Annotated in this window: 34 protein-coding genes; 9 read left to right on the top strand and 25 right to left on the bottom strand. The window is 57.0% G+C overall.

Annotation, left to right across the window (positions count from 1 at the left end):
• Window positions 1-54: 54 nt before the first annotated feature.
• Window positions 55-453 (top strand): META domain-containing protein, encoded by a 399-nt coding sequence (locus AB1F12_RS12745; protein WP_368184751.1) that lies wholly within the window; start codon window positions 55-57, stop codon window positions 451-453.
• On the opposite strand, the gene recO is transcribed toward AB1F12_RS12745, so the two are convergent.
• The 13 genes from recO to folK form a co-directional block, all read right to left on the bottom strand.
• Window positions 450-1,178, bottom strand: coding sequence for a DNA repair protein RecO (recO, locus tag AB1F12_RS12750; protein ID WP_368188364.1), 729 nt, complete (start codon window positions 1,176-1,178; stop codon window positions 450-452). The genes AB1F12_RS12745 and recO overlap by 4 nt on opposite strands.
• Window positions 1,178-1,504 carry a DUF1491 family protein gene (locus tag AB1F12_RS12755; RefSeq protein WP_368188365.1) on the bottom strand — a complete coding sequence of 109 codons (327 nt, stop codon included), beginning with the start codon at window positions 1,502-1,504 and terminating at the stop codon, window positions 1,178-1,180. Before AB1F12_RS12755 ends, recO begins: the two co-directional genes overlap by 1 nt.
• 69 nt (window positions 1,505-1,573) lie before the next feature.
• The gene (gene era / locus AB1F12_RS12760; protein ID WP_368184752.1) at window positions 1,574-2,524 is read right to left on the bottom strand and encodes a GTPase Era; all 951 of its coding nucleotides are present in this window, start codon (window positions 2,522-2,524) and stop codon (window positions 1,574-1,576) included.
• A complete protein-coding gene (gene rnc, locus AB1F12_RS12765) occupies window positions 2,521-3,201 on the bottom strand; it encodes a ribonuclease III (protein ID WP_368184753.1) in 681 nt (226 codons plus the stop codon). Before rnc ends, era begins: the two co-directional genes overlap by 4 nt.
• Entirely contained in the window at window positions 3,198-4,046 is an 849-nt protein-coding gene (gene lepB, locus AB1F12_RS12770) for a signal peptidase I (RefSeq protein ID WP_368184754.1), read from the bottom strand. Before lepB ends, rnc begins: the two co-directional genes overlap by 4 nt.
• 94 nt (window positions 4,047-4,140) lie before the next feature.
• On the bottom strand, window positions 4,141-4,575 hold the full coding sequence (gene acpS / locus AB1F12_RS12775; protein ID WP_368184755.1) for a holo-ACP synthase: 435 nt from the start codon (window positions 4,573-4,575) through the stop codon (window positions 4,141-4,143).
• Window positions 4,572-5,015 (bottom strand): hypothetical protein, encoded by a 444-nt coding sequence (locus AB1F12_RS12780; RefSeq protein WP_368184756.1) that lies wholly within the window; start codon window positions 5,013-5,015, stop codon window positions 4,572-4,574. The genes acpS and AB1F12_RS12780 overlap by 4 nt, the downstream gene beginning before the upstream one ends.
• The gene (locus tag AB1F12_RS12785) at window positions 5,015-5,632 is read right to left on the bottom strand and encodes a LysE family translocator (RefSeq protein WP_368184757.1); all 618 of its coding nucleotides are present in this window, start codon (window positions 5,630-5,632) and stop codon (window positions 5,015-5,017) included. The genes AB1F12_RS12780 and AB1F12_RS12785 overlap by 1 nt, the downstream gene beginning before the upstream one ends.
• 1 nt (window position 5,633) lies before the next feature.
• Entirely contained in the window at window positions 5,634-6,380 is a 747-nt protein-coding gene (locus AB1F12_RS12790; protein WP_368184758.1) for a pyridoxine 5'-phosphate synthase, read from the bottom strand.
• A 51-nt stretch (window positions 6,381-6,431) separates the two neighbouring features.
• A complete protein-coding gene (locus tag AB1F12_RS12795; RefSeq protein ID WP_368184759.1) occupies window positions 6,432-7,067 on the bottom strand; it encodes a DUF2062 domain-containing protein in 636 nt (211 codons plus the stop codon).
• A gap of 15 nt (window positions 7,068-7,082) precedes the next feature.
• On the bottom strand, window positions 7,083-9,224 hold the full coding sequence (locus AB1F12_RS12800) for a bifunctional (p)ppGpp synthetase/guanosine-3',5'-bis(diphosphate) 3'-pyrophosphohydrolase (protein WP_368184760.1): 2,142 nt from the start codon (window positions 9,222-9,224) through the stop codon (window positions 7,083-7,085).
• A 44-nt stretch (window positions 9,225-9,268) separates the two neighbouring features.
• Window positions 9,269-9,625, bottom strand: coding sequence for a DNA-directed RNA polymerase subunit omega (gene rpoZ / locus AB1F12_RS12805; protein WP_368184761.1), 357 nt, complete (start codon window positions 9,623-9,625; stop codon window positions 9,269-9,271).
• Between the two features lie 103 nt (window positions 9,626-9,728).
• Window positions 9,729-10,283, bottom strand: coding sequence for a 2-amino-4-hydroxy-6-hydroxymethyldihydropteridine diphosphokinase (gene folK, locus AB1F12_RS12810; RefSeq protein ID WP_368184762.1), 555 nt, complete (start codon window positions 10,281-10,283; stop codon window positions 9,729-9,731).
• A 130-nt stretch (window positions 10,284-10,413) separates the two neighbouring features.
• Here folK and AB1F12_RS12815 point away from each other — a divergent pair, with 130 nt between their 5' ends.
• From AB1F12_RS12815 to rnhA, 5 genes are all read left to right on the top strand, one after another.
• Window positions 10,414-10,989 (top strand): NYN domain-containing protein, encoded by a 576-nt coding sequence (locus tag AB1F12_RS12815; protein ID WP_368184763.1) that lies wholly within the window; start codon window positions 10,414-10,416, stop codon window positions 10,987-10,989.
• Between the two features lie 189 nt (window positions 10,990-11,178).
• Entirely contained in the window at window positions 11,179-12,129 is a 951-nt protein-coding gene (ispH, locus tag AB1F12_RS12820; RefSeq protein ID WP_368184764.1) for a 4-hydroxy-3-methylbut-2-enyl diphosphate reductase, read from the top strand.
• Entirely contained in the window at window positions 12,126-12,740 is a 615-nt protein-coding gene (locus AB1F12_RS12825) for a LysE family translocator (RefSeq protein ID WP_368184765.1), read from the top strand. Before ispH ends, AB1F12_RS12825 begins: the two co-directional genes overlap by 4 nt.
• Window positions 12,737-13,330 (top strand): methyltransferase domain-containing protein, encoded by a 594-nt coding sequence (locus tag AB1F12_RS12830; protein ID WP_368184766.1) that lies wholly within the window; start codon window positions 12,737-12,739, stop codon window positions 13,328-13,330. The genes AB1F12_RS12825 and AB1F12_RS12830 overlap by 4 nt, the downstream gene beginning before the upstream one ends.
• Entirely contained in the window at window positions 13,330-13,785 is a 456-nt protein-coding gene (gene rnhA, locus AB1F12_RS12835) for a ribonuclease HI (protein WP_368184767.1), read from the top strand. Before AB1F12_RS12830 ends, rnhA begins: the two co-directional genes overlap by 1 nt.
• 40 nt (window positions 13,786-13,825) lie before the next feature.
• Here the strand turns inward: rnhA and fmt are convergent, their stop codons facing one another.
• The 3 genes from fmt to def (AB1F12_RS12850) are packed head-to-tail and all read right to left on the bottom strand — an operon-like array spanning window position 13,826 to window position 15,744.
• Entirely contained in the window at window positions 13,826-14,725 is a 900-nt protein-coding gene (fmt, locus tag AB1F12_RS12840; protein ID WP_368184768.1) for a methionyl-tRNA formyltransferase, read from the bottom strand.
• Window positions 14,726-14,728: 3 nt separating this feature from the next.
• A complete protein-coding gene (gene def / locus AB1F12_RS12845) occupies window positions 14,729-15,223 on the bottom strand; it encodes a peptide deformylase (RefSeq protein ID WP_368184769.1) in 495 nt (164 codons plus the stop codon).
• Window positions 15,223-15,744: a peptide deformylase gene (def, locus tag AB1F12_RS12850; RefSeq protein WP_368188366.1), complete on the bottom strand. Its 522-nt coding sequence runs from the start codon at window positions 15,742-15,744 to the stop codon at window positions 15,223-15,225. The genes def (AB1F12_RS12845) and def (AB1F12_RS12850) overlap by 1 nt, the downstream gene beginning before the upstream one ends.
• An 88-nt stretch (window positions 15,745-15,832) precedes the next feature.
• Between def (AB1F12_RS12850) and AB1F12_RS12855 the strand changes: the two genes are divergently transcribed.
• Complete coding sequence (locus AB1F12_RS12855; RefSeq protein ID WP_368184770.1) at window positions 15,833-17,002, top strand: MalY/PatB family protein; 1,170 nt, start codon at window positions 15,833-15,835, stop codon at window positions 17,000-17,002.
• A gap of 61 nt (window positions 17,003-17,063) precedes the next feature.
• On the opposite strand, the gene AB1F12_RS12860 is transcribed toward AB1F12_RS12855, so the two are convergent.
• The 9 genes from AB1F12_RS12860 to AB1F12_RS12900 form a co-directional block, all read right to left on the bottom strand.
• Window positions 17,064-17,414 (bottom strand): hypothetical protein, encoded by a 351-nt coding sequence (locus AB1F12_RS12860; protein WP_368184771.1) that lies wholly within the window; start codon window positions 17,412-17,414, stop codon window positions 17,064-17,066.
• Window positions 17,415-17,511: 97 nt separating this feature from the next.
• Window positions 17,512-18,303 carry a precorrin-4 C(11)-methyltransferase gene (gene cobM, locus AB1F12_RS12865; protein ID WP_368184772.1) on the bottom strand — a complete coding sequence of 264 codons (792 nt, stop codon included), beginning with the start codon at window positions 18,301-18,303 and terminating at the stop codon, window positions 17,512-17,514.
• A gap of 95 nt (window positions 18,304-18,398) precedes the next feature.
• Window positions 18,399-20,210 carry a precorrin-3B C(17)-methyltransferase gene (cobJ, locus tag AB1F12_RS12870; RefSeq protein ID WP_368184773.1) on the bottom strand — a complete coding sequence of 604 codons (1,812 nt, stop codon included), beginning with the start codon at window positions 20,208-20,210 and terminating at the stop codon, window positions 18,399-18,401.
• The gene (gene cobI / locus AB1F12_RS12875) at window positions 20,201-20,902 is read right to left on the bottom strand and encodes a precorrin-2 C(20)-methyltransferase (protein ID WP_368184774.1); all 702 of its coding nucleotides are present in this window, start codon (window positions 20,900-20,902) and stop codon (window positions 20,201-20,203) included. Before cobI ends, cobJ begins: the two co-directional genes overlap by 10 nt.
• On the bottom strand, window positions 20,899-22,119 hold the full coding sequence (gene cbiE / locus AB1F12_RS12880) for a precorrin-6y C5,15-methyltransferase (decarboxylating) subunit CbiE (RefSeq protein WP_368184775.1): 1,221 nt from the start codon (window positions 22,117-22,119) through the stop codon (window positions 20,899-20,901). Before cbiE ends, cobI begins: the two co-directional genes overlap by 4 nt.
• A complete protein-coding gene (locus AB1F12_RS12885; protein WP_368184776.1) occupies window positions 22,116-22,517 on the bottom strand; it encodes a hypothetical protein in 402 nt (133 codons plus the stop codon). The genes cbiE and AB1F12_RS12885 overlap by 4 nt, the downstream gene beginning before the upstream one ends.
• Window positions 22,514-23,128: a precorrin-8X methylmutase gene (locus AB1F12_RS12890; protein WP_368188367.1), complete on the bottom strand. Its 615-nt coding sequence runs from the start codon at window positions 23,126-23,128 to the stop codon at window positions 22,514-22,516. Before AB1F12_RS12890 ends, AB1F12_RS12885 begins: the two co-directional genes overlap by 4 nt.
• 23 nt (window positions 23,129-23,151) lie before the next feature.
• A complete protein-coding gene (locus AB1F12_RS12895) occupies window positions 23,152-24,438 on the bottom strand; it encodes a sirohydrochlorin chelatase (protein WP_368184777.1) in 1,287 nt (428 codons plus the stop codon).
• Window positions 24,435-24,665: a DUF6732 family protein gene (locus AB1F12_RS12900; protein ID WP_368184778.1), complete on the bottom strand. Its 231-nt coding sequence runs from the start codon at window positions 24,663-24,665 to the stop codon at window positions 24,435-24,437. Before AB1F12_RS12900 ends, AB1F12_RS12895 begins: the two co-directional genes overlap by 4 nt.
• Window positions 24,666-24,978: 313 nt before the next feature.
• Between AB1F12_RS12900 and AB1F12_RS12905 the strand changes: the two genes are divergently transcribed.
• Window positions 24,979-25,953: a glutathione S-transferase family protein gene (locus AB1F12_RS12905; RefSeq protein WP_368184779.1), complete on the top strand. Its 975-nt coding sequence runs from the start codon at window positions 24,979-24,981 to the stop codon at window positions 25,951-25,953.
• Between the two features lie 68 nt (window positions 25,954-26,021).
• A complete protein-coding gene (locus AB1F12_RS12910) occupies window positions 26,022-26,255 on the top strand; it encodes a hypothetical protein (RefSeq protein ID WP_368184780.1) in 234 nt (77 codons plus the stop codon).
• The last annotated feature ends 1 nt before the right edge of the window (window position 26,256 follow it).

A 26,256-nucleotide genomic window follows, 5' to 3' on the forward strand; every position in this document is an offset into this window, starting at 1 on the left:
AATGTTAACCTAATTCCCCTTGAATGCCGCCGGGGTAAGCTCCAGATTCAAAACATGAAACAGGCAGTTCTATTCTTAATCGGCACTCTGGGGTTAACCGGATGCGCAGACGAAACCATTTCCGCCTATGGCGCAGGTGGGCGGACATTTGCATTGGTATCGATGGATGACGTGGCGTTCACGGCCAGCGCCACGATCAGTTTTCACGCCCAAGGCCGCATCGAAGGCCAAGGCCCCTGCAACTACTATTTTGGTGTGCAAACCGCCCCTTATCCTTGGTTCAGTCTGGATGGGGTCGGATCAACCGAAATGGCCTGTACAGAACTGACGACCGAGGCCACGTATTTTGACGCGCTGCAATCCATGACCATTTCCGAAGTGTCTGGCGATGCGTTGATCCTGTCCAATGAACAGGGCGCGACCATGGTCTTTGAGGCCATCCAAGGGTCCTAATTCATCGCTTTGGTCAAGGCGTCGATCAATCGTTGACGCGCAGCAGGCAAAGGTTTGTTGCCCAGCGATTTTGCCAATTGATTGGCCAGAAAATACCCAGTGGTTTGAAGCCCCTGCAAGATTTCGTAATTCGGCGCAAACCCTTCGCCCAGCAAAACCGGCGGCAACGGCAGCAACCGATCCGCCCATTCCCCCGCCGCCGAGGCACTGACCGCGCGTCCTGACCGGGGCGACACATAAATCAGCGCATCATTGTGGCCCGTGACCGCGCAGGCGGTCAAATCCATGCCAAATCCCATTTCGTCCAACAACGCCACTTCCCAACGCAGATAGGCCAACGGCCAGGCGTCTGTGCGGCCCAAAAGGTCCAGCAATTCTTGGGTGCGCAGGTACAGATCCGCATGTGGTTCGCGTTCGGCCAACACAAACGACAGCAGCCCACAGATGGCATTTAACCCCGCCAGCGCCAGCCGGTCGTTCATAATCAGCGCCGAACGGCCACGGATCGGTTCAACGGTAAAACTGCCGAGGTGGTCCTCTAGGCGGGCCTTCCATGTAACATCGATCTGCGAACCGGGCTGTAAAATCGGGGTCATTTTCCGGCTGCTGGCCCCACGCACAACCCCCGCATGAAGCCCGTGTTCCGCAGTTAAAACTTCGATGATCGCAGCATTTTCGCCGTGTTTGCGCAGGCTGATCAATGTCCCTTCTGCGCGCCACTCGATCATGCGAAACCCGGCTCGTCCAGCAATGTGCGCCCGGCGCGATCTTCGACCTCTATCACCCAAAGGTCGGGATCGAACCCTGATTGTTTGACGATCGACACCTCAACATCGCGGTCATCGCCCTGCGCCAGAACATCCCATTTCCGCGTATCTGTCATCAGATCATGCATACGTTGAAACAACGTCGCCTGACCATCCAACGTATTGAGTTTGATCAGAATATTCCCCGCCGTCAGATCGCCCTTGCGTACCACAAAGGCCGGAATATCGGACAGACGCAAACGGGTCAGGTAGGCCGAAACCCACATATCAGCGGTCAGGCGCATGTCATCGCCGTCATAGAATTGCGGGGGCACGCCCCCGCACCACCGGCGTATTTCCCCCAACAAAAAGGGTTAGTTGCCATCGCGAAAATCAAGTCCCATTTCTGAGTAACGTTCGGATTCTTCGAGCCAGTTGGGGCGTACTTTAACCTGTAAAAACAGATGCACCTTGCGGCCCAGAAATTCCTCTAGCTCTTCGCGCGACGCTTTGGACACGGCTTTGATCGTGTCGCCACGATGCCCCAAAACAATGCCTTTATGCCCGTCGCGCATCACATAGATCAGCTGATCCACCCGACAGGACCCGTCTTTGCGTTCCTCCCAATGTTCGGTTTCGACCGTCAATTGATAGGGCAATTCCTGATGCAGACGCAGGGTCAGTTTTTCGCGGGTCATTTCAGCGGCAATCATCCGAACCGGCAGATCGGCGATCTGATCTTCTGGATAAAGCCACGGACCTTCGGGCAGTTCTTTGGCCAGCCATGCACGCAGCGCATCGCAGCCATGGCCTTTTTCGGCGGAAATCAGGAACGTATCGACGAAATTATAGCGTTCGTTCATGTCCTTGGTCAGGGCCAGCAGCACCGGCGCTTCGACCCGGTCGATTTTGTTGATCGCCAACGCGATTTTGCGGTGTTCACCAATGTCATTCAGACGTTTGAGGATGTTTTTCACCCCATCGGTGATGCCGCGATGCGCCTCAATCAACAGCACGATCACATCCGCATCCGACGCCCCGCCCCAAGCGGCCGCGACCATGGCGCGATCAAGGCGGCGTTTGGGGTTAAACAGGCCCGGCGTGTCGACAAACACGATCTGAGACGCGCCTTCGATGGCAACGCCGCGAATACGGGCGCGGGTGGTTTGCACTTTGTGGGTGACGATGCTGACCTTGGCGCCAACCATGTGGTTGGTCAGGGTCGATTTGCCTGCATTGGGTTCGCCAATCAGCGCGACAAAACCGGATCGGGTTGGGCCGTCAAAATCGGGTGTCGCGTCAGAATGTTCTGTGGCGTCGTTCATTGAGATACCTTTTCAAGCAGGGATTTCGCGGCGGCCTGTTCGGCCTGCCGTTTTGCACCTGCACTGGCGTTTTCATGTTCCCCCGAGGCAAGCGTCACCTCGATGGTAAAAATCGGAGCGTGGTCAGGACCGGATCGGCCAACCTCGCGGTAAACAGGCGGGGTCTGGCCACGGGCTTGGGCCCATTCCTGCAGACTGGTTTTGGCGTCGCGCGCATCCTGTTCGACGTTCTGAATGCGATCCCCCCAGAGCCGCAGAACCAACGCTTCGGCGGCCTGAAATCCGGCATCGAGATAAACGGCGGCGATCACCGCCTCCATGGCGTCGGCCAGCAACGCCTCTTTGCGTCGCCCGCCCGATTTCATTTCGGACCGGCCCAGTTTCATCACCGCGCCCAGATCAATCTGGCGGGCCACATCGGCGCAAGTTTCTTTGCGCACCAAGGCGTTATAGCGCGGGGCCAACATGCCTTCGGATGCAGCGACATCTGCCTTTAACAGTGCGTCAGACATCACCAATCCCAGCACCCGATCCCCAAGGAATTCAAGCCGCTGATTGTCGTCACGATGGGGCGACGACATGGATGAATGTGTCACCGCGCGCACCAACAGTTCCGACCGGGTAAACGTATGGCCCAACCGCCCGCTAAAGGCTTCTAAATCTGCGCTTAACTTCACTCGATCGCCTTAAAGAACCGGTCAGACCGCCATGTCCAGAACGCAAACATAGACCGCCCCGCGGACGAGAACATGATGCGATCGGCGCGCCCGACAATATCCTCTAGTGGGACAAAGCCAACGCCGCGCTGTGTGGCAGGCACCCGGGAATCCCCCGAATTGTCACGGTTGTCACCCATCAGGAAATATTCGCCTTCGGGAACAACATAGACGCCGCTATTATCGGTGAACGGACGCGGATTGTCATCCCGCGCGTTCAAAATCGCATGGCGCACCCCATTGGGCAGGGTTTCGTACATGCGTTCCTTCATGCAATCACCGCCAATGCCCACGGACCCGTTCATACACATCGGCGTATTGCCCAGCGGTCCCTGTTGTTCATAGGTTTCGATGAAAAATCCGTCTTCTTCGATGATCACCGCTTCGCCGTTGATCTGCAAAACACCGTCGATCATCTGAATGCGATCCCCCGGCAGGCCGATCATCCGTTTGATGAAATCGTCACCGCGTGTGGGGTGGCGGAACACGACAACGTCGCCGCGTTCTGGCTCGGACCCAAACAGACGACTGTCGCTGCCCTTAAAGACGCCACAGAAATCTTCGGCAGAAATGTCAATGCCCACGGCCGGAATGCGGATCGACGGGCAGGACGCATAGGAATAGCCATAGGCCATTTTATTGACGAACAGGAAATCACCGATCAGCAATGTGTCCTTCATGGACCCTGACGGGATCCAGAACGGCTGAAACAGGAATGTGCGAAAGGCGCCAGCGATCAACAGGGCATAAACCACGGTTTTCACCGTTTCCCAGACGCCGTGCAACAGGCCCTTTTCCTCTGACATTCAGACTTCCTTTGATGTTGTGGCGCAGGCCAATGAAATTAGGCCCAAAAGGCACATGTGTTGAAGGGGTAAATGAGGCTGTCAAAGCCCCGAGTCAACCGCCTTGGGCGGGTTTCTGATTGTTCGATTGCATGACGGGGCGGGCTTCGATCACAACAAAGGCCTGCGCCCATGGGTGATCGTCGGTCAAAGTGACGTGAATATGCGCCTCATGCCCCGGTGGGGTCATGTCCGCCAACCGATCCGCGGCCCATCCGGTCACGGACATCGTGGGCTGACCTGTGCGCATATTTTGCACGGCCATATCTTTCCACGAAATCCCCATCGCAAGCCCGGTTCCAAGCGCCTTTGAACAGGCTTCTTTGGCGGCCCAGCGTTTGGCATAAGTGCCGGCGATATCTTTGCGACGTTCGGCTTTTTGTTGTTCAATTTCAGTGAAGACGCGGTTTTTGAACCGCTCGCCAAACCGATCCAACGTGCCTTGAATGCGGTCAATATTGGCTAAATCCGTCCCGATGCCCAAAATCATTTGAACGCTGCGCTCACGTCGCCATTGGCTTGGTTCAGGGTCACCTGCAAATGCCGGTCCTCAAATAGCACATCGCCCGTTCCCATCACCTGAACTGGAATGTCAAAAATCAGCCCGCGCGCCGGGTCATAATCCGAGGTTAATTGATCAAACATCATACCCGAAAACCCGGCTGAACCGTGGCCCACTGTGATGCATTGCCGATCCCCCAATTCGTCAAACGGGGGCGACAGGATCAGCAGGCGAAACGCCGCCGCGGCAGGTTCTAACGTGTCCAACAACGCCAGCCGTACATCCCCATTGGCAAACAAACGCGTGTTTTCCGCCCATGGTTCGGCCAAGGATTGCACGGATGCCTCCCAATCACAGGGCTGGGCCTGCTGGGCGGTTGCGATCTGCGGGGCCAGTATTACGATCAGCATCCCCAAAGGTTTGAACATTACGAAAGCTCCAAATCTGCGGTCAGGATTTTTAACGACGCCCCACCAAACAACGCCGCAAAGGCCAGATCAAACCCACGTCGCGCCCGCTGATACCCACGGGCAATCGCCGCATGGGAAAACAAAATCGCATAGCCAAAAAACACGCTACAGGACACGGTGCTAAGCATGGCAAATAATTGCCACACCTGCGTCGATCCCGCCCCAACAGGCAGAGCAATCGCGTAAATCGCACCCCAGCTGAGGATGGCTTTGGGGTTGGTCAAATGCAGCAACATGCCTTTGGCAAACAGTTTGGTACGGCGCATTTCTACCGGGCGGGACGCAGTGGGCCGCATGGCGCTGCGCAAAGATTTGACCGCCAAATACATCAGATAAAGCGCGCCGATATAGCGCACGACCTCAAAGACCCAGGCGTTGGCCAGCATGATCGCGCTCATGCCCATGCCCGCCGCGATGCCCCATGTGACCGATCCAGCGACGATGCCACCCGCAATGGTCAATCCGGCCTGTCGCCCCATGCCCATCGATGTGCCCGAAATGGCCAAGGTCGCAGGCCCCGGCGATCCCCCCGCAATGGCCCAGCCGATCAGGATCAGGACGATATCAGGACCCATATTAGGCGCGCGCCTCATCCATCAGACGGCGCATTTCACGGATTGCTGGTTCCAGCCCCAGAAAAATGCTCTCTCCGATGATGAAATGCCCGATATTCAGCTCTTGGACCTCAGGAAAGGCGGCGATCGGCGCGACGGTTTCATAGGTCAAACCATGTCCGGCATGAACCTCTAGCCCCAAGGAATGCGCATAGGTCGCCATATCACGCAACGCGTCCAATTCCGCGTCACGTTTGGCAAAATCACCATCCGCAAACGCATCGCAATAAGCGCCCGTATGCAGTTCGATCACCTGCGCGCCAATGCGGTGCGCGGCATCAATCTGGCGTTTATCCGCCGCGATAAAAATCGACACGCGACAGCCCGCTTCGCGCAACGGGGCGATAAAATGCGCCAATTTGTTTTCTTCGCGCGCCACTTCCAGCCCGCCTTCGGTGGTGCGCTCTTCGCGTTTTTCAGGAACGATGCAGACCGCGTGGGGTTTGTGACGCAGGGCAATCGCCTGCATTTCATCCGTCGCAGCCATTTCAAAGTTCAACGGAACGGTCAGAACCTCCATCAGGCCATCGATATCCGCGTCCGAAATGTGACGCCGATCTTCGCGCAGATGCGCAGTGATCCCATCCGCGCCCGCCTGTTCCGCCATTTTGGCCGCGCGTAACGGATCAGGGTACATCCCGCCGCGCGCATTGCGCACGGTTGCCACGTGATCGATATTCACGCCAAGGCGCAGCTTGCCCAAATTCATGGCAATTCTCCTGTTATTTTACCGAAAGACTAGTCTGTTGTGATCGCTTCGTCAGCCGTCTTTTTCAGCAGAGTTTTTAAGCTGATCCAATTTCGCCCTCAGCGCTTTGCGACGTCGGTTTTGGTAGGCGCTGATCAGCGGCACCGAAAGGTAATAACAGATGGTCGCCGCCACCACGCCGGGGATAATGCCCCCGACCATATAAGGGAAAAACACCTCATCGTAAAAGATGTGCAAATGCTGCCAATCCGCCTTGGCTGGTGTGAATATCGCCTTGAAATTATGCCACAAATCATGACCCGCCCCCGTAAATTTGGCGATCAGGCTTTCGTCGAATTGTTCTGCAGGGCGTGACCCCAACAGGAAATGCCCCGTGTTCAGGGAAATCACGCCAATGGGCACATAGGTCAGAGGATTGCCGAAAAACGTCGCCATCAAAGCCGCCAAAATATTGCCCCGCATCACGCGCGCAATAAGGGCAGCAACCACAAAATGTAACATGTAAAACGGCGTAAAAGTGGTAAAAACCCCGGCCCAGATGCCGCGGCTGATTTTTTGGGGTGTGTCAGGCAAACGGCGCACGCGATGTTTGACATATTCAAACGCCCGGCCCCAGCCGCCGCGCGGCCAGAACACCTCGACCAGAATTTTCCAAAGCGGCCGTGGATCCCTGCGTTTGAAGACCAAAGGCCCCGTTCCTTTCTATTCGCCCCCGCCCGGACCACGCGGTGCGCGGGCTGGATTCCTGTGACGCGCGATCGTGGCGACATTGCTGTCAGCCTCAAGCGCGGTCATGATTCTGTGCAGGTGCTGTGTGTCCCGCAGATCTACATCAACCAGAAGACGGTAATAATCTGGTTTACGATCGATAAATGTCAGGTTCGAGATATTGGCGCTTTGTTCGCCAATCAATGTGCAAATTCGTCCCAGCACGCCCGCGTCGTTGGTAATGGCCAGATCAAACGTGATTGTGTTGACGGATTTGTGGTTGCCCTCTTGCCAATGCAGATCGACCCAGCGTTCGGGCTGACCTTCGTAATCGGCTAAAACTTCGCAATCGATGGCATGCACAACCACGCCTTCGCCGCGATAGGTGATGCCGACGATCCGTTCGCCCGGCACCGGCTGACAGCAATTGGCGCGCCGATGGGTCCAGCCCGCATCCAGACCAACCACCGCGCGGCGTTGATCGACCTCGTCACCTTCGCGTTCGGCCAGATCCGGATAAATCGCGCGCACCACTTCGCGTGACGTTAGCTCTGCGCTGCCAAGACGCGCCAAAAGATCATCCATACCGTTTAAAACCAGGGCCTTGGCCGCAGTTTTCAACGCCTTGTCGGTTGATTTTTTACCCACGTTTTCGAACGCAACCCGCGCCAATTCCCGACCCAGCCGAATATAGCGTTCGCGATCTTCTTCTCTTAACGCCCGCCGAATTGCGGCCTTGGCTTTGCCGGTGACGGCAATGTCGATCCAGGTGGCTTGCGGCGTTTGACCTTCGGCGGTGATGATTTCAATCGACTGACCGTTTTTCAGCCGCGTCCACAATGGCACGCGCAGATGGTCCACCTTGGCGCCGACACAAGCATGGCCAATCCGGGTGTGGATCGCATAGGCAAAATCAATCGGTGTCCCCCCGCGCGGCAGCTTGATCACCTCGCCTTTGGGGGTAAAACAGAACACCTGATCCTGATACATTTCCAGCTTTACCGCCTCGAGGAATTCACTGTCCTCTTGGCCTTCGCCCAGCCGTTCCGAAATCGAAGCAATCCACCGCGCCGGATCAACCGCAAACCGGTTTTCAACCCGTTCGCCCTGACGATAGGACCAATGCGCCGCCACCCCGGTTTCGGCAACTTCGTGCATTTCATGGGTGCGGATCTGCACCTCTACGCGTTTGCCATCACGGCCCGAAACAGTTGTGTGGATCGAACGGTAACCGTTTGATTTTGGCTGCGAAATGTAGTCTTTGAACCGGCCGGGCACGGCGCGCCAACGCTGATGGATAGCGCCCAATGTGCGGTAACAATCTGCCTCTGACTGGGTGATGACCCGGAACCCATAAATGTCGGACAAGCGGGAAAATCCCAGCTCTTTTTCCTGCATTTTCCGCCAGATCGAATAGGGTTTTTTGGCGCGGCCATAAACGTCGGCGCTGATATTTGCCTCTGCCAGTACGTGGCGCATATCGGCGGTGATTTTTTCAATCACATCCCCGGTTTCACGCTGCAAGGTGATGAACCGTCGGATGATCGAATTGCGCCCTTCGGGATTCAACACGCGAAAGGCCAGATCCTCCAGCTCTTCGCGCATCCATTGCATCCCCATCCGACCACCGAGGGGCGCGTAGATATCCATGGTTTCTCGGGCCTTTTGGGCCTGTTTTTCGGGGCGCATGGATTTAATCGTGCGCATATTGTGCAGCCGGTCGGCCAGTTTGACCAATGTCACCCGCAGATCGCGGGACGTAGCCATGAACAATTTGCGAAAATTTTCGGCCTGCTTGGTTTCGGTAGAGTTCAGCTGCAGGTTCGTCAGCTTGGTAACGCCATCAACCAATTCAGCAATTTCGCGACCAAACAGCTCTTCGACATCGGAAAACGCCGCTTTGGTGTCTTCGATTGTGTCATGCAACAGGGCGGTGATGATGGTCGCGTCATCCATTTGTTGTTCGGCCAGAATACCAGCCACAGCAATCGGATGGGTGAAATAAGGTTCGCCGGAATGGCGGGTCTGACCGTCATGCATTTCAGCGCCAAAGGCAAAGGCACGCCTGATCAGATCCTCATTTGTATTGGGATTGTAGACACGGATGCGGGCAATCAGGTCGTCAGCGTCGATCATTTATGCCCTGCATCCTCGTTAGGCGTTTGAGCGTGGGCCCAAACCTAGCGCGGCCCCTGAGCGGCCATCAATTCACGCAACAGCTGTTCGTCTGGCATGTCATCCACAGCAGGTTTGTCAGCAGGTTCTGCACCCATCAACAATGCCATTGCATCTTCTTCTGGCTCGTCAACTTCGATCTGGGTCTGATTGGATTCAATCATCCGTTCGCGCAGATCATCCGCCTGCTGGGTTTCGTCGGCGATTTCACGCAGCGACACAACAGGGTTTTTATCATTGTCACGTTCGATTGTGATCGGCGCACCGGCCGCGATTTCACGGGCACGATGAGAGGCAAGAAGAACCAGCTCGAAGCGGTTAGGAACCTTATCTACGCAATCTTCTACGGTAACGCGGGCCATTGGGGCTCTCCATCTCTCAAAATTCGGGGCAGATCAGAAAGTGCTTAGTAAGGGGTTTCAAAGGAATTGACAAGGTGATTCTATGCGGCCCACTGCGTTGTTTTCAACCAATTTGCACGATTTCATCCTGTTCCTCAGCCGGGCGCGCCGCCAGCATCTGAACGACCGATTGCCCCAGCACAGGATGGCGCCATTCCGGGGCAACATCCGCCAATGGACGCAACACAAATGACCGGTCCTGAATCCGGGGATGTGGCAGGATCAATTCATCCGGGGCCTGTTCCATTTGGGTCGCCAAATCCAAATCTCGCCATTGCTGATATTTGGCATGATCGGGCAAAACCTGATCCCCCAACGCAAGCAGATCCAGATCCAGCACCCGCTGGCCCCACCGTTTGCGGCGCACCCGACCAAAATCTGCCTCGATCTGATGGAGCAATGTTAAAACCTGCCGCGCGGACATTTCTGTGGTCACAGCCACCGCCGCATTTACAAAATCCGGCCCCGACCCGGCCGGAAAGCAGGGCGTGCGATACAACCATGACGTTGCGTCAATTTTTCCCAGTTTGCGGCCAATTTCGTCGATTGCACTGGAAATCGTGGCTTCTGGACCGGTTTCCAGCATTGTTTCATTGCTGCCCAGGGCGATCAGGGCCAACTGACCTATCCTTTGGTGTAGTGGGGCTTGCGGCATGTCATGATTTCCTTACATAACGGTCTTGTTTCGCCATATACTCACTCACACTCATGGAACAATCCGGCGAAACTTGTTGGAAGGACATATTTAGATGTTTTACCGCGATGAGCGTCTCGCGCTCTTTATTGACGGATCTAATCTCTATGCCGCTGCAAAGGCATTGGGGTTTGACATTGACTACAAGTTACTCAGACAGGAATTTGCCCGCCGCGGTAAACTGCTGCGTGCCTTTTACTATACAGCCTTGCTCGAGAGCGATGAATATTCTCCGATTCGCCCTTTGGTTGACTGGCTTCATTACAACGGCTTCAACATGGTCACGAAACCGGCCAAAGAATACATCGACAGCCAAGGACGGCGCAAGGTCAAAGGAAACATGGATATCGAACTCAGTGTCGATGCTATGGAACTAGCTCCAAGTGTGGATCACATCGTTCTGTTTTCGGGCGATGGCGATTTTCGCCCCTTGGTCGCCGCGTTGCAGCGCAAAGGCGTTCGGGTTTCTGTTGTGTCCACCATCCGCAGCCAGCCACCGATGATTTCGGATGAGCTGCGCCGTCAGGCCGATAACTTTATCGAGCTTGATGAATTGCGCGATATTGTCGGACGTCCGCCCCGGGAAACACATCCCGAAGCGGAACAAGCATACGTTTCCGAAGAAAACTAAGATCAGGGCGCTTCAGGCGCCCTTTTCTATGCGCTGACACAGCAGGATACCTGCAATCGCGCACCGTGCTGGGGTCAAAACCACTGGACGCTCGGCGCTACACCACTTACCTCTAGGGCATTCAGGACGACGCGGCCCCTGCGGGTGGCCAAACCCGGCCAATGCCCTAAACGGACGCAGAGTGGACCTATGACCAAACCTTCTTTGACCTTGTTTCTGGCCGCCCCGCGCGGGTTTTGCGCGGGCGTGGATCGCGCCATCAAAATCGTCGAAATGGCGATCGAAAAATGGGGTGCCCCGGTCTATGTGCGCCACGAAATTGTGCATAACAAATATGTGGTCGACGATCTGCGCGCCAAAGGGGCGGTTTTCGTCGAAGAGTTAGAAGAATGCCCCGATGATCGCCCGGTGATTTTTTCCGCCCATGGCGTGCCAAAATCCGTCCCCGCCGAAGCCACACGCCGCGAAATGGTGTTTGTGGATGCGACCTGCCCGCTGGTTTCTAAGGTCCATATCGAAGCACAGCGCCACGCCGAGGCCGGGCTTCAGATGATCATGATCGGCCATGCGGGCCATCCTGAAACCATCGGCACAATGGGGCAATTGCCCGACGGCGAAGTGTTGCTGGTCGAAACCGTCGAAGACGTCGCAACGGTTGATGTGCGTGATCCATCGCAGCTGGCCTTTGTCACGCAAACCACCCTATCCGTGGATGACACGGTCGATATTATCGCCGCGCTGAACGCCCGGTTCCCCGCCATCGTCGGCCCCCACAAAGAAGACATCTGTTACGCCACAACCAACCGCCAAGAAGCGGTCAAAGCCATGGCCCCCAAGGTCGAAGCCATGCTGGTGGTCGGCGCGCCCAATTCGTCCAATTCCCGCCGCTTGGTCGAGGTTGGCCGCAAAGCAGGCTGTTCTTATTCGCAACTGGTTCAGCGCAGCACCGACATCGATTGGCGCGCCCTGGGCGGCGTGAAAACGCTGGGCATCACCGCCGGGGCATCCGCACCCGAAGTGCTGATCAACGAAGTGATCGACGCATTCCGCGACAAATTTGATGTCACTACGGAACAGGTCGTCACCGCCGAAGAAAACATCGAATTCAAAGTGCCGCGTGTCTTGCGGGTCCCCGCATGATCAGCCTGCAGTTTCTGCTGACAGCATTGGTTGTGGTGATCGCGCCGGGCACTGGGGTGATTTACACATTGGCGGTTGGGCTTGGTCAGGGTCGTCGCGCCGCCATTCTGGCCGCGCTTGGCTGTACCATTGGGATTGTCCCGCATTTGTTGGCCGCCAGTCTGGGTTTGGCCGCGATTTTGCACACCAGCGCTGTTGCATTTCAGGTCGTTAAATTCGCCGGGGTCGGCTATCTGCTGTATCTGGCATGGCAGATGTTGAAATCCGACGGGGCGCTGTCCGTGTCCGCGCGTGCAAACCCTGAACCCAGCTGGGCCATCGCCAGACGCGCGGCGTTGATCAACATTTTGAACCCCAAATTGTCGATCTTTTTCTTGGCGTTGCTGCCGCCATTTCTGTCTGGCAACGCCGCCTCGGCCCAGTTTGAAATGCTGGTTTTAGGCAGTGTTTTCATGGCGCTAACTTTTGTTGTGTTTGCCGGATATGGCGCCTTTGCCGCTGCAACCCGCGATCACCTATTGTCCAAAACCGCCGTGCTACGCTGGTTAAACCGTGGCTTTGCCGGGGTGTTTGCCGCCCTCGCCGCGCGGCTCGCGTTTGAAAAAGCATGACCAGCGATCCACGCACCATCGCCGTTTATAACGCCAAGGCCGCGGATTATGCCGATCTGGTGCAAACTGATCAGCCCGACCGACATCTGCGTGATTTTATGGCGCTGATCCCCGCCGCAGGGCGGGTTCTGGATCTGGGCTGTGGGCCCGGTCGGGCGTCGTATTTCATGACGCAGGCAGGGTTAAAACCGGACCCGTTGGATGCCTCGACCAGCATGGTTGAACTGGCGCAAACGTCCTATGATTTGCCCGCCCGTCTGGGCACCTTTCACGACATCACCGGCGAAAATGTCTATGCGGGTGTTTGGGCCAACTTTAGCCTGCTTCATGCACAGCGCGCAGACCTGCCTGTGCATTTAGACGCCATTTTTCAGTCACTTACCCCCGGCGGCACCTTGCATATCGGGATGAAAACCGGCACGGGTCAGTCACGCGACGGCATCGACCGGCGCTACACTTATGTGACCGAGGTTGAGTTGGAAACATTGCTAAACCATGCCGGATTTCGCGTGAATTTTCGCGACACCGGATTGGACAAAGGCCTGTCCGGCGAAATTGCGCCTTGGGTCATTCTACGAGCGGAGAAGTAATGCCGACATTATACGCCTACACAGACGGGGCCTGTTCGGGCAATCCCGGCCCCGGTGGATGGGGCGCGTTGCTAATCGCCTATGAAGGCGAGGCCGTGATCAAAGAAAAAATGCTAAAAGGTGGCGCCGCTGAAACCACCAACAATCAGATGGAATTGCTGGCCGCGATTTCGGCATTGGACGCGCTGGAACGCCCCAGCACCATCACCATTGTGACCGACAGTTCCTATGTCAAAGACGGGATCACCAAATGGATCCACGGCTGGAAGGCAAAGGGCTGGAAAACGGCTGCCAAAAAACCGGTCAAAAACGAAGAGCTGTGGAAACGGCTGGACGAAGCCACCAAACGCCACAATGTCACGTGGGAATGGGTCAAAGGCCATGCAGGGCATCCCGAAAACGAACGGGCCGATGAACTGGCGCGCGCTGGAATGGTGCCGTTTAAGGGCAAGTGAGCCTTTGACGACTGAGTTTTCGACCATCTGGTTGTCGAAATTAGGTTACTTGCGTTCCCAGATCTAGACCGCGCAGGATCACATCGGCTGGCATTGGTTTTTTGCCCGGTCGCTGGGCGCTGGTGACGGTGATTGCACCGCTGCCACAGGCGATGGTGAAATCCGACAGGACCTGCCCGGGCGTGCCTTGGCCGTCTGCGACCTTTGCGTTTAACAGCTTGATCCGTTCGTCATTGACCATGCACCACGCGCCGGGAAACGGCGACAGGCCGCGAATTTGGCGGTCAATTTCAATGGCGGGTTTGGTCCAATCGATCCGCGCCTCGGACTTGTCGATTTTGGCCGCATAGGTCACGCCGGTTTCAGGCTGCCTTTCAGGCGTCAGGGTTTCCAATGTGGCCAGCGCGTCAAGGATCGCGGTTGCGCCCAAGGCCGACAGGCGGTCATGCAGCGATCCGGTTGTGTCATCAGGTGCGATATCGATGGTTTCGCGCAACAAAACCGGCCCAGTGTCCAATCCGGCCTCCATTTGCATGATGCAAACCCCGGTTTGGGCATCACCTGCCATAATCGCGCGATGGATCGGTGCCGCGCCGCGCCAACGTGGCAATAGGGATGCGTGAATGTTCAGGCAGCCCTGTTTGGGCGCGTCCAGCACATTTTGCGGCAGGATCAAACCATAGGCCACAACCACGGCGATATCCGCGTTCAGCGCGGCAAATGCATCCTGTTCATCCGCATTTTTCAACGAAATCGGGTGGCGCACAGGCAGCCCAAGCGCGTCAGCGCGGGCATGAACCGGGGTTGGGCGATCCTTTTTGCCGCGTCCCGCCGGACGGGGCGGCTGACAGTAAACACAGGCAATTTCGTGACCTGCATCAACCAACGCATCCAGCACCGGAACCGAAAAATCCGGCGTTCCCATAAAGATCACGCGCATGGGTTATCCCCTTATTTTTGCGGCCTTTTTGATCAGCATATTCCGTTTCATACGGCTCATCCGATCAAAATACATTTTGCCGTTCAAGTGGTCGATTTGGTGCTGCACGGATGTGGCCCACAGCCCGACAAAATCTTTGTCTTCTGACACGCCATCGGCGTTCAAAAACCGCACCGTAACGGCGCGTGGCCGGGTCACAGCGCCCGACACGCCCGGCAAATTAGGCGAGGCTTCTTCGTGATCGCGCGGCTCCACGCTGGCATGCAAAATTTCGGGATTGGCCAGACGCACGACCTGACCGCGATCTTTGCTGCAATCCACCACGGCCAAGCGCAGCCCGATGCCCAATTGCGGCGCGGCCAGTCCATAGCCCGGCATGGTCTCCATTGCGTCGATCATTTCATCCCAAATCGCGCGGGTTTCATCGGTGATTTCGGCCACGGGCGCTGCAATCGAACGCAGCACTTTGTGCGGGTACATCACAAAAGGACGCGCCATCAGCCGCGCGCCAATTCGCGTTTAAGTTTCTGCATTTTACGCGTGATCATCTGGCGGCGCAGCGGTTTGAGGTAGTCGATAAACAGCTTGCCGCGCAAATGGTCCAATTCATGCTGCGCACAGGTCGCCCACAGCCCGTCGAATTTCTGACTATGGGTTTCTCCGTCCAAACCCAGCCATTGCATTTCAACTTCGGCGGGGCGTTCGACTTCGCCATATTGTTCCGGGATCGACAAACAGCCCTCTTCGTAGACGTTTAGTTCGTCTGATTCCCATGTGATCGTTGGGTTGATCATCACCATTGGATTGGGGGCTTCGTTTTCGTCTTTGACGCAATCCATCACAAACATGCGATTCATCACGCCAATTTGCGGCGCAGCCAGCCCAACACCGGGCGCATCATACATGGTTTCAAGCATATCATCAGCCTGACGGCGCAACGCATCCGTAATTTCAGTCACGGGGTCACAGACCTTTTTCAGGCGAGGGTCGGGATGGATCAGGATCGGGCGCAAAGTCATGGCGTTCATGTAGGCCATGACAGGACAATTCGCAACGGGGCTTGCGCCTGCCGTTGCAATGGATACCGTGCGCCCAAAGGAGAACACCATGAGTTTTGACACCCCGATCGACCGCCGTGACACCCATTGCGTAAAATGGGACATGATGGGGCAGATTTACGGCGTTCCTGCCGATGGTGGTTTGGCAATGTGGGTGGCTGACATGGAATTCCGCCCGCCCAGTGTTGTGCAGGACGCGCTGCAAAAGCTACTGGATCATGGGGTTTATGGGTATTTTGGCGATGACGGCAAATATCTGTCTGCGATCCAATGGTGGATGAAGGAACGGCATGATTGGGACGTGGATACTGCCTCGATCTTTACCACGCATGGGTTGGTTAATGGCACCGCGCTGTGCGTTGATGCGTTTACCAAGCCGGGCGACGGTGTGGTTCTGTTTACCCCAGTTTATCACGCCTTTGCACGGGTGATTGCGGCGTCGGATCGGACGCTGGTGGAATGCGAATTGGTCAACAATAACGGGCGTTACGAAATGGATTTCGACGCCTATGACGCGCAAATGACCGGCAATGAACGCATGGTGATCCTGTGTTCGCCGCACAATCCCGGTGGGCGTGTCTGGACCCGCGCAGAATTGCAAGGCGTCGCCGATTTCGCCAAACGCCATGATCTGGTGTTGGTGTCGGATGAAATCCACCACGATCTGGTGATGCCCGGCCACAGCCATATCCCGATGACCAAAATCGACGGGATCGAGGACCGGTTGGTCATGATGACCGCCACGACCAAGACGTTTAACATCGCTGGCAGCCACACAGGCAATGTGATCATCGCCGACCCTGACCTGCGCCGCAAATTCGCCGGGCGTATGGCCGCGCTGGGGATGTCGCCCAATTCGTTTGGCCTGTTCATGACCACCGCCGCCTATTCCCCAGAAGGTGCGGCTTGGGTGGATGATCTGCGCGCCTATCTGGATGGCAACCGCAAGGTTTTTGACGAAGGCATTAACGCGATCCCCGGCCTGTCTTCGATGAATTTGGCGTCAACCTATCTGTCATGGGTTGATTTTTCGGGCACCGGCATGGCCCGCCCTGAATTCACCCAGCGCGTTGAACAATCAGCAAAAATCGCGGTCAATCACGGCCCAACCTTTGGCAAAGGCGGCGAGGATTTTCTGCGTTTCAACATTGCCGCCCCCCGCGCCCAAGTGATTGAGGCCGTGGAACGGATGCAAAAAGCCTTTGCTGATCTTCAATGACAGAACGCCGTTTCAGGGCCGATATGGTCCTGAAACACCCCGGCGGGTACCGGTTTTACACCTAGTGGCGCGGTAGAAACGCAATCGGCGCATCTGTGGCGCGCACATAATCCAGTGGTGCCTGATCCATTGCCAATGTGCTGCGTTTGAATTCATAATGCCATTCACCGTCCACTTCGGATGTGGCGATGATCAGGCATTGATACAGATGTTTGCCGCCATCAAACAGATCCACCAGCCCCCGTAATTGCGGCGCTTCCGCAGCATCAACCGCAAACCCCGTATCCCATTTGCGCAGAACCCGCAGGCGCACTTCGCCCACTTCGACATAAAGTCGACTGGCTTTGCGCTCCGCCTTGCGACGCGCTTCTTTCAGTCCCTGCAATACGGCTTCGGGCAAAATATCCGACATAGTGATCTCCATCCTGCATTTACCATGAACTGAGACTTACAAAGATCAAGTAAACATTGGATGTCAGTCGGATAGAGCGCCCAAATTAGCCAAAAGGTCAGGTATTGTGGTCCTCAACCAGATCGATTCCGGTCACCGGACGCAGCACATGGGGCATTTTCGGGTCATACAAAGCCGAATCGCGGAATTCACGGGCTTCGGCCAGCGCAGGGCCCAACAGGATCAACGCGGTGCGGGTGATTTTTTCGGCGCGCACCTTTTTGCGGATATCGGCCAAAGTGCCGCGAATGATCATCTGATCCGGCCAACCGACGCGATAGGCCACCACAACCGGACAATCGATCCCGTAATGCGGCACCAGCTGACGTTCGATTTCACGCATATTGCGCACCGCCAGATGGATCGCCAGCGTAGCCCCCGTGCGGCCAAAATTATCAAGCGTTTCACCGTCAGGCATGGATGTGGATTGCATCGACATCCGCGTCAGCACGATGGATTGCGCAATTTCCGGGATCGTCAGTTCCTGACCGATCGCCGCCGCCGCCGCCGCATAGGCGGGCACGCCGGGGATAATTTCATAGTCGATATCATCAGCGCGCAACCGGCGGATTTGTTCGGCAATCGCCCCATATAGCGACGGATCACCGGAATGCACCCGCGCCACGTCTTCGCCGCGCGCCTTGGCCGCCAGGATTTCGCCATGGGTGTCGTCCAGCGTCATCACCGCCGTGTCCATCACACGCGCCCCATCTGGCGCTCCGGCCACCACCTGTTCTGGCACCAATGATCCAGCATATAGACAAACCGGACATTCCCCAATGATCCGCTGCGCTTTCAGCGTCAGCAATTCCGGATCGCCGGGGCCTGCGCCAATGAAATAAACCTTCATCTCAATCTCTCCTCAGCCCGCGTTTCGGGCTCACATGGCGACACGCACCAATAAACCTGCATGGGCAAAGCCCATTCCTTTGGATCACGCCTGCCTTATGCGGGCTTGGCCAGATCCCCATCGATTTTGCGGGCATAGCCCCGCGGGGTGAACATGCGTGGTCCTTCGCCCAGCTCAGCCAGACGTGAATTGGACGATCCGATCAGCACAACCGTCAGCATGTCAACTTCGTCCACTTCCAATTCATCCAACCGGCGATAGCGCACGTTTTCCTCTGGACGGCCCAGCGAACTGGCCAGCATCACCGGCGTGTCAGCTGGGCGATGTTGCAACAGGATGTCGCGCGCTTCGGCCAGCAATGTGCGGCGGGTTTTTGACACGGGATTGTAGAACGCGATGACAAAGTCACCTTCCGCGGCGGCCTTTAGACGGCGCACAATATCATCCCGCGGTGTCAGCAAATCTGACAGGGAAATCGTGCAGAAATCATGCCCCAGCGGCGCCCCGGCCCGGGCAGCCGCTCCTTGCAGTGCGGAAACGCCCGGCGAACAGACCACTTCGACCCGGTGCGCTGCATCGGATACGCCATGTTCATCCACGCCCCGATCCAGCAGTTCAAACACCAGCGCGCCCATCGCATAAATCCCGGCATCCCCGGAACAAACCAGCGCGACGTTTTTGCCTTTTGCCGCTTGTTCCAGCGCATAGCGACACCGCGCCTCTTCGCCGCCCAATGGGAAATCGGACCGTTCTTTGCCTCCAGCCAAGGGGCCCAGCAGATCAATATACAATCCATATCCCACCAATTCTTCGGCCTCAGCGACCAATTTGGACACTTCTGGTGTACGCCAAGCCGCCTGCCCCGGACCAATGCCCACCACAGACAAACGCCCGCGTGCGCGCCCAGGCATGTCCACAATCGGATCTTCGGATCGCGCCAAGGCGCAGGTAGTGTTCGCGGTTTTGCTTTTCTCCACGGACAATTCACCATCCGCACCTGATGCGGCCAGCGCGGCGCCTTCGCTAACCCCGTGACAGCCGACTTCTTCGAACACCACTTTGGATGGGTTGGCCAAACGGCTTGCCTCAGATTCCAGTTCAGCGGCAGTGAACAGGCGCAGCGGCACGCCCAAACGGTTGGCCACTTCGATGATGGCGGGTTCATCCGCCTTTAGGTCAATTGACGCCACACAGGCGACGGCACCTTGGGCCACGTCCGCCGCATGAAGCGCGCCTTGCACATGGTTCCACATTTCTTCTGGGTCGGCCCCCCTTGCACAGCCCAGCCCCAGCGCAAAACGTTGCGGGTGATAGACCAGCCGTGTGTCATTGCCTTCGCCTTCGGCCTCGGTGACCAGCAATTCCAGATCATCGCCTTCGGGCAGATCGACGCCGAACATTTCTTCGTCGCTCCAGACCACGCCGCCGCCGTTTAGCAAAATCGCCATCGCACCTTTGGCGGCTTCGGGGTTTTGCAACCGATAGCCTGCCGGGGGTTCGTCCAGTGCGACACCCAACGCCACATCGCCAGCAGTTGTGACCGCAGACACGGCGTTCAGCCCCTTGGCCACAGTGCTGGCAATCCGGTTCGCACCGCGATGACCGCCCAGCAAAGGCACAACCACGCTGCCATCATCGGCCACCGCCACCACGGGCGGTTCACTGCGTTTATCCGCCAGCAACGGCGCCACGGCGCGCACCAGAATGCCCGATGCACAAACGCCAACAATCGGCACGCCAGCGGCAAACAAATCGCGGGTGTGGTCCAGCGCATTGTCAAAAAACGCATCCGCCTTGGTGACACGTCCTTGACGGCCATGCACTTGCGCGCCCAGCAGGGCCGCAACTTTGTGGGCGGTGGGTTCGCCGGATTTTGACAGCGCTAAAACGATGGGCGTTACAGCCATGGGTCGGTCCCTTTCACAAGGAGGATCATAGAGAAATAAGGTGCTTTTTCAGGGGCTTGCGCCAAAGGCAACACCACCTGATTGGGCAAGCTGGCCCGTTCGATATAAGAGGCATTGTCGGTCAGACCCAGATCGTCGATCACCGCGCGAATTTTCGCCAGATGGCGGCCGACCTTCATGATTGCGACGCTTTCTGCGCCTTCAATGCGGGCCCGCAATTCGGGTTCGGGCAATGGGCCGGGCAAAACCGTCAGACGTTCGTTGCGCGCCACAAGCGGTGTTTTCGCCGAGGCGGCACAGGCGGTGATCGAGGTCACGCCGGGCACAATTTCGACGTCATATTTATCTGACAGACGCGCAAACAGGTACATGAACGAGCCATAGAAAAACGGATCCCCTTCGCACAGGCACACCACGTCATGGCCTGCATCCAACGCGTCAGCAATAGACGCCGCGCCTGCGTCATAGGCTGCCTGCGCCGGGCCGCGTTCAACGGTCATAGGGATGTCCATGACAATTTCCTGCGCATCCGCCGGGATCAATTCCGCTGCGATGGCACGGGCAAAGCTGTCCCCACCTTCAAGGCTTGGATAGGCCACCACATTCGCCGTTTCGATCAAACGGGCGGCGCGCAATGTCATCAAATCTGCCGCGCCGGGTCCAAGCCCAACGCCGTATAATACACCTGTCATCGCTTCACCAAGCTGAGTTGTGTGACGGTCATAGAAGGTTTCCATCCGGTTAAGCGGCCCACAGGTTGCGCCCGTTGCACGCTGACTTTGACCAGCTCGCCGCCGTATTTTGCATGCAAGGCGATCATCACCGCTTCGCTTTCTAGGGTGACGGCGTTGGCCACCAGCCGCCCCAATGGTTTCAGCGCCGCCCATGCCGCATCAAACGCGTCCATCGACAATCCCCCGCCGATGAAAATCGCGTCAGGGGCTTCTAATCCGGTCAATGCATCCGGCGCGGTTCCTTCGACCAATTGCAAACGGGGCGTGCCCAGTGCCAGCGCATTGGCGGCGGCCATGGCCCGACGATCGGCGCGCGGTTCGATCCCGATGGCGCGTGCGTAATGGGCCGCGCGCATCCATTCGATCGCCACCGATCCGCTGCCCGCGCCAATGTCCCACAACAATGCGCCACGCATGGGCATCAATTTGGCCAAGGTCGCGGCGCGCACTTCTTGCTTGGTCATGGTGCCGTCGGACTGAAACAAATTGTCCGCCAATCCCGGCACACGCGGCAACAAGGCCGCATTGGGCGCGGCGATACAGTCTACGGCCAAGGTATTGAAATCAGGGACAATGTGATCCCAATCTTCGGCCAGCCCGTCATAGCGTTCTTCTCGGTCGCCCCCCATGGCGGCCAGTACGGTCATTTTGGATTTGCCAAAACCACGTTCCGTCAAAAAGGCCGCAATCTGGGCCGGTGTTTCCGCCCCTGTTGTCAAAACCAACAGCCGTGCATCGGGCTGAATAAACGCGATCATCTGTTCAACCGGACGGCCATGCACGGTCAGTGTTTCCAGATCCGCCATCGACCAGCCCATGCGCGCGGCGGCCAATTGAAATGCGCCCACTTGGGGGTGAAACACGATTTCGGACGGCTCTACGCTGCGCCCGATCCGGGCCCCGGCGGAAAACCACAACGGATCGCCCGTGACCAGCACAACCACCAGCCGTCCACGCAGCCCGGTTACGACGTCTAACATATGTGAAAACGGCGACGGCCAGGACAGGCGTTCGGCTTTGTTGGACAAAACCAAACCATGGTGGCGTTCCGCGCCGATGATCACGTCTGCGGCGTCCAGAACGGCGCGGGTCACAGGCGTCAACCCGGTCAAGCCGTCTTCGCCTATTCCGACCACATGTAACCAAGGTGTCGTGGATGCCAATTCAGATGTCATAGGTGGATCATCCCCAATAAAATAAGCCCTAAGACGATGTCGACCACGGCGCAGAATGGCGGATACCAGGTCACGATACGGGCGCCGCATCGGTGGCCGTGATGGGCCCAATCCCATGCGGCATGGCCGAAATAACCCAGAACCAGCCAATGCGGATTGATCAAAACACCCAGCGCAACCAGCCCGAATGTCAGCGCGGAAACGGTCGATTCCTGCCAAATTGCACGACGTGATGGGGCAGGCTCTGTCAGCAATGCCCCTAGATAAATTGCGCCTACCACGGCCAATCCAATGGCAAACCCAACAATCGCGGCGTCAAAAATCCGATGCAACCCGAACCCAATCGCCAGCCCGGTTCCAAGCCCGATCACGGCAGCGCGTTGCATCAGAAAAGTCATGTCCGATCCTCTGGCAGACCAGCTGCCAGTGCATTGACCGCCGACGACGCCATGGCAGAGCCGCCTTTGCGGCCCCGCAGCGCGATAAAATCGCAGCCGCGCGCATTGTTGGCCAGTTCCGCCTTGGATTCGGCCGCCCCGATGAACCCAACCGGAAAGCCAAGGATCACGGCCGGTTTGGGCCAGCCTTCGTCCAGCAATTCTAGCAGTCGAAACAGGGCCGTGGGCGCATTTCCAACCGCCACAACCGCGCCTTCTATGTGGCTGCGCCACAGTTCGACTGCGGCGGCGGATCGCGTGTTGCCAATCGTTTTGGCGCGGTCAGGCACGCTGGGATCGTTCAGGGTCACAATCACCTGATTGTCGCGGGGCAGATACCGACGAATGATCCCGGCCCCGACCATTTCGCAATCACACAGGATCGGCGCGCCTGCGGCCAATGCGGCATGGCCGACCTGCGCAGCATTGGGCGAAAACGCCAACCGATCCGCGATTTCAACCATCCCGCAGGAATGGATCAACCGCGTGACCACCGGCTGCATGGCCGGGGCGAACCGGTCGAGCTTGGCCTCGGCGCGCACCGTGGCAAAGCTGGCCGCATAGATCGCCATCGGGTCACGTTCGTAGCGCAGGCTCACTCGGTTGTTTCCCCGGATGGATTGGGTGATTTGCGTGCGGATTCAGGGCCATGCGGGTGATCTGCATGGGGGTATTCTGCATGTACGTGATCGTGGTGATGATGGTCATGATGGTTATCATGGCCGTGGTGGTGGTCGTGATGGTGGTGATGATGATGTCCGGCATCGCCAACCAACCGGCACATGCCGGTGCAGAATGTGTCACACATCGCACAATCGGCCACGTTGGAACCGGGTGCAGATGCCCCCTGCCCTTCGACGTGGTGGTGGTGGCTTTCTTGGACAGAACCAACTTCGTCCTCAAAACCCAGCACTTCGGTGCGGTATTTGCACAGCACACATGTGGGCGGTGGCACCAGACCAAAGGCCGGGTGATCCCCCGCCTCAGCGCGCGCAATCGCCAAACGATCCGCGTGAGACACCTGCGGGGCATCCACATCATCCAGGGCCAATACTTGGGTGCGATATTGGCAGGTTCCACAATTGGGGGGCGGAGTGGCGCTGACTTGTTCCTTGATGCGTTCCGCGAATGTTTCCAGCACCTTAGCGTGGTCGTTTAGATAGCCTGCCTTGACGACTTGCAGGTCGGGATGTTGGGCGGCCACCTGATCCGTGAACCCATAAATCCTGTCGATCAGAATCCCCGCAAACAGGAAATACGGGAACACAATGATCCGTTTATACCCCAGTTTGGCGGCATGGCTGAGGGTGGGTTCGACCAGTGGGAATGTCACACCGGAATAGCCCACTTCGCACCAGCCAAAGCCCATGCCTTCGTGCAGCATCCGGGCGATTTTAGCGACGTTGCCATTGGCATCGGGATCAGACGCGCCGCGCCCGATCACAACCAGACAAGTGTCATGCAGGGCCACGTCGCCATGTTCGGCATTGGCCGTATCCACGGCTTGTTGAATGCGATCCCCGGCGGCGGCGATCATTTTGGGATCCACGCCCAATTCGCGACCATAAGATACGGAAATCCCGTGTTTGGCGGCATAGGTGTTCAGCACGGTTGGGATGTCATTTTTGGCATGCATCGCGGCAAACAACATGCCCGGCACGGCCAGAATGCGGTCACATCCAGCCGCGCGCAGTTTGTCCAACCCGTCCCGGATCACCGGGTTGGCAAATTCCAGATAGCCGTATTCGCACAGCCAATCTTCGGGCAGATAGGCGGGCAGTTTTTCCGCCAGAACCGCAAATTCATCAACCGCATCCTGGGATCGTGACCCATGGCCACAAATCATGACACCGGTTTTGGGGCCTGTATTAGCAGGGCTCATGCTTCGGCCCCTTCCAGCTCTTCAATCTCTTCTGCTTCGGCGTCGATTTCTTCGGACTCTTCGGGTTTTTTGCCTTTCAGCGCCCCCCAAAGCCCGGCCAAAATCGCAGCACCAATGGCACCGCCTGCAACCCAATGGTCATGGCCTGCCAGTTCGATCAAATGTCCCGGATGCGCATATGCGCCCCCGGCGAGGGTGGTGAATAGTACCGTGAGTGCGTACCGCATAGGGTCCTCCTGCATGCACGGCCAGAGACCCGCCACGGCGGTTTGGACGATTTGCGCAGCGGCCCCCTGTTTGGGTCGACCTCTTGATCGCAACAACCTCTCTGGCCCAAGTGGGCGTCGTCGTGGGGGTGGGTATAAGCAGCCCATTTCAGAGTCGCAAATGGTTTAGCGTCAACACAGATACGAATACCGACGTTTTCCGCCTTCTGACCGGTTGATGTGCATTCACGCACGCTCATTGCGCCTTCTTACCGGTATTCTGTGCGTAGATTGCTGCTTAGGTTGCCCGTAACACAAATTGAAGGAGCCCCAGATGGGTCAGCTTGTTGATGGCGTTTGGCATGACGTCTGGTACGATACGAAATCCACCGGGGGATCGTTTCAACGCACAACCGCAAAATTCCGCAATTGGATCACGCCCAATGGCGATGCGGGTCCCAGTGGCGAAAAAGGGTTTGAGGCCGAAAGCGGTCGTTATCATCTTTATGTGTCACTGGCCTGCCCCTGGGCGCATCGGACGTTGATCTTTCGTGCGCTCAAAGGGTTAAACGACCATATTGGCGTGTCAGTTGTGCATCCAGATATGATGGGCGACGGTTGGAGCTTTGATGCGGGCTATCCCGGCGCGACGGGCGACCGTCTGTTTGGGTCCGCCTTTGCGCGTGATGTTTACATCCGCGCAGATCCGCAGATTTCCGGGCGCGTAACCGTGCCAATTTTGTGGGACAAATGTTTGAAAACCATCGTGTCGAACGAAAGTTCGGAAATCATCCGTATGTTCAATTCTGCCTTTGATGACATCACGGGAAATCACATTGACTACTGGCCCGCATCCCAACATGCCGCCATCGAAAAGGTCAATGAACGCATCTATGACACGCTGAACAATGGGGTCTACAAAGCGGGCTTTGCCACCACTCAAACCGCCTATGATGCCGCGATTTATCCGCTGTTTGACACGCTTGATTGGCTCGAAGAACGCCTGTCGGACAATCGCTATCTGATGGGGGATACCCTGACCGAAGCCGATTGGCGTCTGTTCACCACATTGGTGCGGTTTGATCTGGTCTATCACTTGCATTTCAAATGCAACCGCCGCCGGATCATCGATTATCCCAACCTGTGGGCCTATACGCGTGAGTTATACCAAATTCCGGGCGTGGCCGAGACGGTGAATTTCGACCACATCGTGCGGCATTATCATTTTAGCCACGAAACAATTAACCCCAGCCGTATCATACCCATCAATCCTGATCTGGATTTCAACGCCCCGCATGGGCGCGGCTGACACCAGACCTTGATTTTTGTCTTTCACCAGCCAATCTTGCCTTTGGCAAAAGTGCAAAGAGGTGCAGTGTGAAAGACGAGGATCTGGGGTTTACCTATAAACGCAAACGCAATGGCGACGTGGAAATTTTCCATCGCGGTGCCAAAGCCACAACGCTGCGGGGCGAAAAGGCGTCTTGGTTCATCGAAGATATGCAAGACAGCGATTTACAGGACCAACAGCAGGATATGGCGCGCCTGACCGGCAATTATAAACGCGGAAACGAACGCAAAGCTAAGGACCACCCGCGCAACAAATCATGAC

The sequence above is a fragment of the Aestuariibius sp. HNIBRBA575 genome, from assembly GCF_040932005.1.
Taxonomy (GTDB): Bacteria; Pseudomonadota; Alphaproteobacteria; order Rhodobacterales; family Rhodobacteraceae; genus CANLNM01.

Excerpts from the sequence above, each read along its gene's own strand:
- ispH (WP_368184764.1), top strand. The coding sequence starts at position 11,179 with ATGACCAAACCTTCTTTGACCTTGTTTCTGGCCGCCCCGCGCGGGTTT.
- fmt (WP_368184768.1), bottom strand. The coding sequence starts at position 14,725 with ATGCGCGTGATCTTTATGGGAACGCCGGATTTTTCGGTTCCGGTGCTG.
- AB1F12_RS12815 (WP_368184763.1), top strand. The coding sequence starts at position 10,414 with ATGTTTTACCGCGATGAGCGTCTCGCGCTCTTTATTGACGGATCTAAT.
- AB1F12_RS12825 (WP_368184765.1), top strand. The coding sequence starts at position 12,126 with ATGATCAGCCTGCAGTTTCTGCTGACAGCATTGGTTGTGGTGATCGCG.
- era (WP_368184752.1), bottom strand. The coding sequence starts at position 2,524 with ATGAACGACGCCACAGAACATTCTGACGCGACACCCGATTTTGACGGC.
- AB1F12_RS12890 (WP_368188367.1), bottom strand. The coding sequence starts at position 23,128 with ATGGCGATCTATGCGGCCAGCTTTGCCACGGTGCGCGCCGAGGCCAAG.
- AB1F12_RS12855 (WP_368184770.1), top strand. The coding sequence starts at position 15,833 with ATGAGTTTTGACACCCCGATCGACCGCCGTGACACCCATTGCGTAAAA.
- cobM (WP_368184772.1), bottom strand. The coding sequence starts at position 18,303 with ATGAAGGTTTATTTCATTGGCGCAGGCCCCGGCGATCCGGAATTGCTG.
- def (WP_368188366.1), bottom strand. The coding sequence starts at position 15,744 with ATGACTTTGCGCCCGATCCTGATCCATCCCGACCCTCGCCTGAAAAAG.
- AB1F12_RS12800 (WP_368184760.1), bottom strand. The coding sequence starts at position 9,224 with ATGATCGACGCTGACGACCTGATTGCCCGCATCCGTGTCTACAATCCC.
- def (WP_368184769.1), bottom strand. The coding sequence starts at position 15,223 with ATGGCGCGTCCTTTTGTGATGTACCCGCACAAAGTGCTGCGTTCGATT.
- rpoZ (WP_368184761.1), bottom strand. The coding sequence starts at position 9,625 with ATGGCCCGCGTTACCGTAGAAGATTGCGTAGATAAGGTTCCTAACCGC.
- AB1F12_RS12755 (WP_368188365.1), bottom strand. The coding sequence starts at position 1,504 with ATGCGCCTGACCGCTGATATGTGGGTTTCGGCCTACCTGACCCGTTTG.
- AB1F12_RS12780 (WP_368184756.1), bottom strand. The coding sequence starts at position 5,015 with ATGTTCAAACCTTTGGGGATGCTGATCGTAATACTGGCCCCGCAGATC.
- lepB (WP_368184754.1), bottom strand. The coding sequence starts at position 4,046 with ATGTCAGAGGAAAAGGGCCTGTTGCACGGCGTCTGGGAAACGGTGAAA.
- AB1F12_RS12830 (WP_368184766.1), top strand. The coding sequence starts at position 12,737 with ATGACCAGCGATCCACGCACCATCGCCGTTTATAACGCCAAGGCCGCG.
- cobI (WP_368184774.1), bottom strand. The coding sequence starts at position 20,902 with ATGACAGGTGTATTATACGGCGTTGGGCTTGGACCCGGCGCGGCAGAT.
- AB1F12_RS12905 (WP_368184779.1), top strand. The coding sequence starts at position 24,979 with ATGGGTCAGCTTGTTGATGGCGTTTGGCATGACGTCTGGTACGATACG.
- AB1F12_RS12790 (WP_368184758.1), bottom strand. The coding sequence starts at position 6,380 with ATGAATTTGGGCAAGCTGCGCCTTGGCGTGAATATCGATCACGTGGCA.
- AB1F12_RS12860 (WP_368184771.1), bottom strand. The coding sequence starts at position 17,414 with ATGTCGGATATTTTGCCCGAAGCCGTATTGCAGGGACTGAAAGAAGCG.
- acpS (WP_368184755.1), bottom strand. The coding sequence starts at position 4,575 with ATGATTTTGGGCATCGGGACGGATTTAGCCAATATTGACCGCATTCAA.
- AB1F12_RS12885 (WP_368184776.1), bottom strand. The coding sequence starts at position 22,517 with ATGACTTTTCTGATGCAACGCGCTGCCGTGATCGGGCTTGGAACCGGG.
- AB1F12_RS12895 (WP_368184777.1), bottom strand. The coding sequence starts at position 24,438 with ATGAGCCCTGCTAATACAGGCCCCAAAACCGGTGTCATGATTTGTGGC.
- cobJ (WP_368184773.1), bottom strand. The coding sequence starts at position 20,210 with ATGGCTGTAACGCCCATCGTTTTAGCGCTGTCAAAATCCGGCGAACCC.
- AB1F12_RS12900 (WP_368184778.1), bottom strand. The coding sequence starts at position 24,665 with ATGCGGTACGCACTCACGGTACTATTCACCACCCTCGCCGGGGGCGCA.
- rnhA (WP_368184767.1), top strand. The coding sequence starts at position 13,330 with ATGCCGACATTATACGCCTACACAGACGGGGCCTGTTCGGGCAATCCC.
- AB1F12_RS12745 (WP_368184751.1), top strand. The coding sequence starts at position 55 with ATGAAACAGGCAGTTCTATTCTTAATCGGCACTCTGGGGTTAACCGGA.
- AB1F12_RS12785 (WP_368184757.1), bottom strand. The coding sequence starts at position 5,632 with ATGGGTCCTGATATCGTCCTGATCCTGATCGGCTGGGCCATTGCGGGG.
- cbiE (WP_368184775.1), bottom strand. The coding sequence starts at position 22,119 with ATGACATCTGAATTGGCATCCACGACACCTTGGTTACATGTGGTCGGA.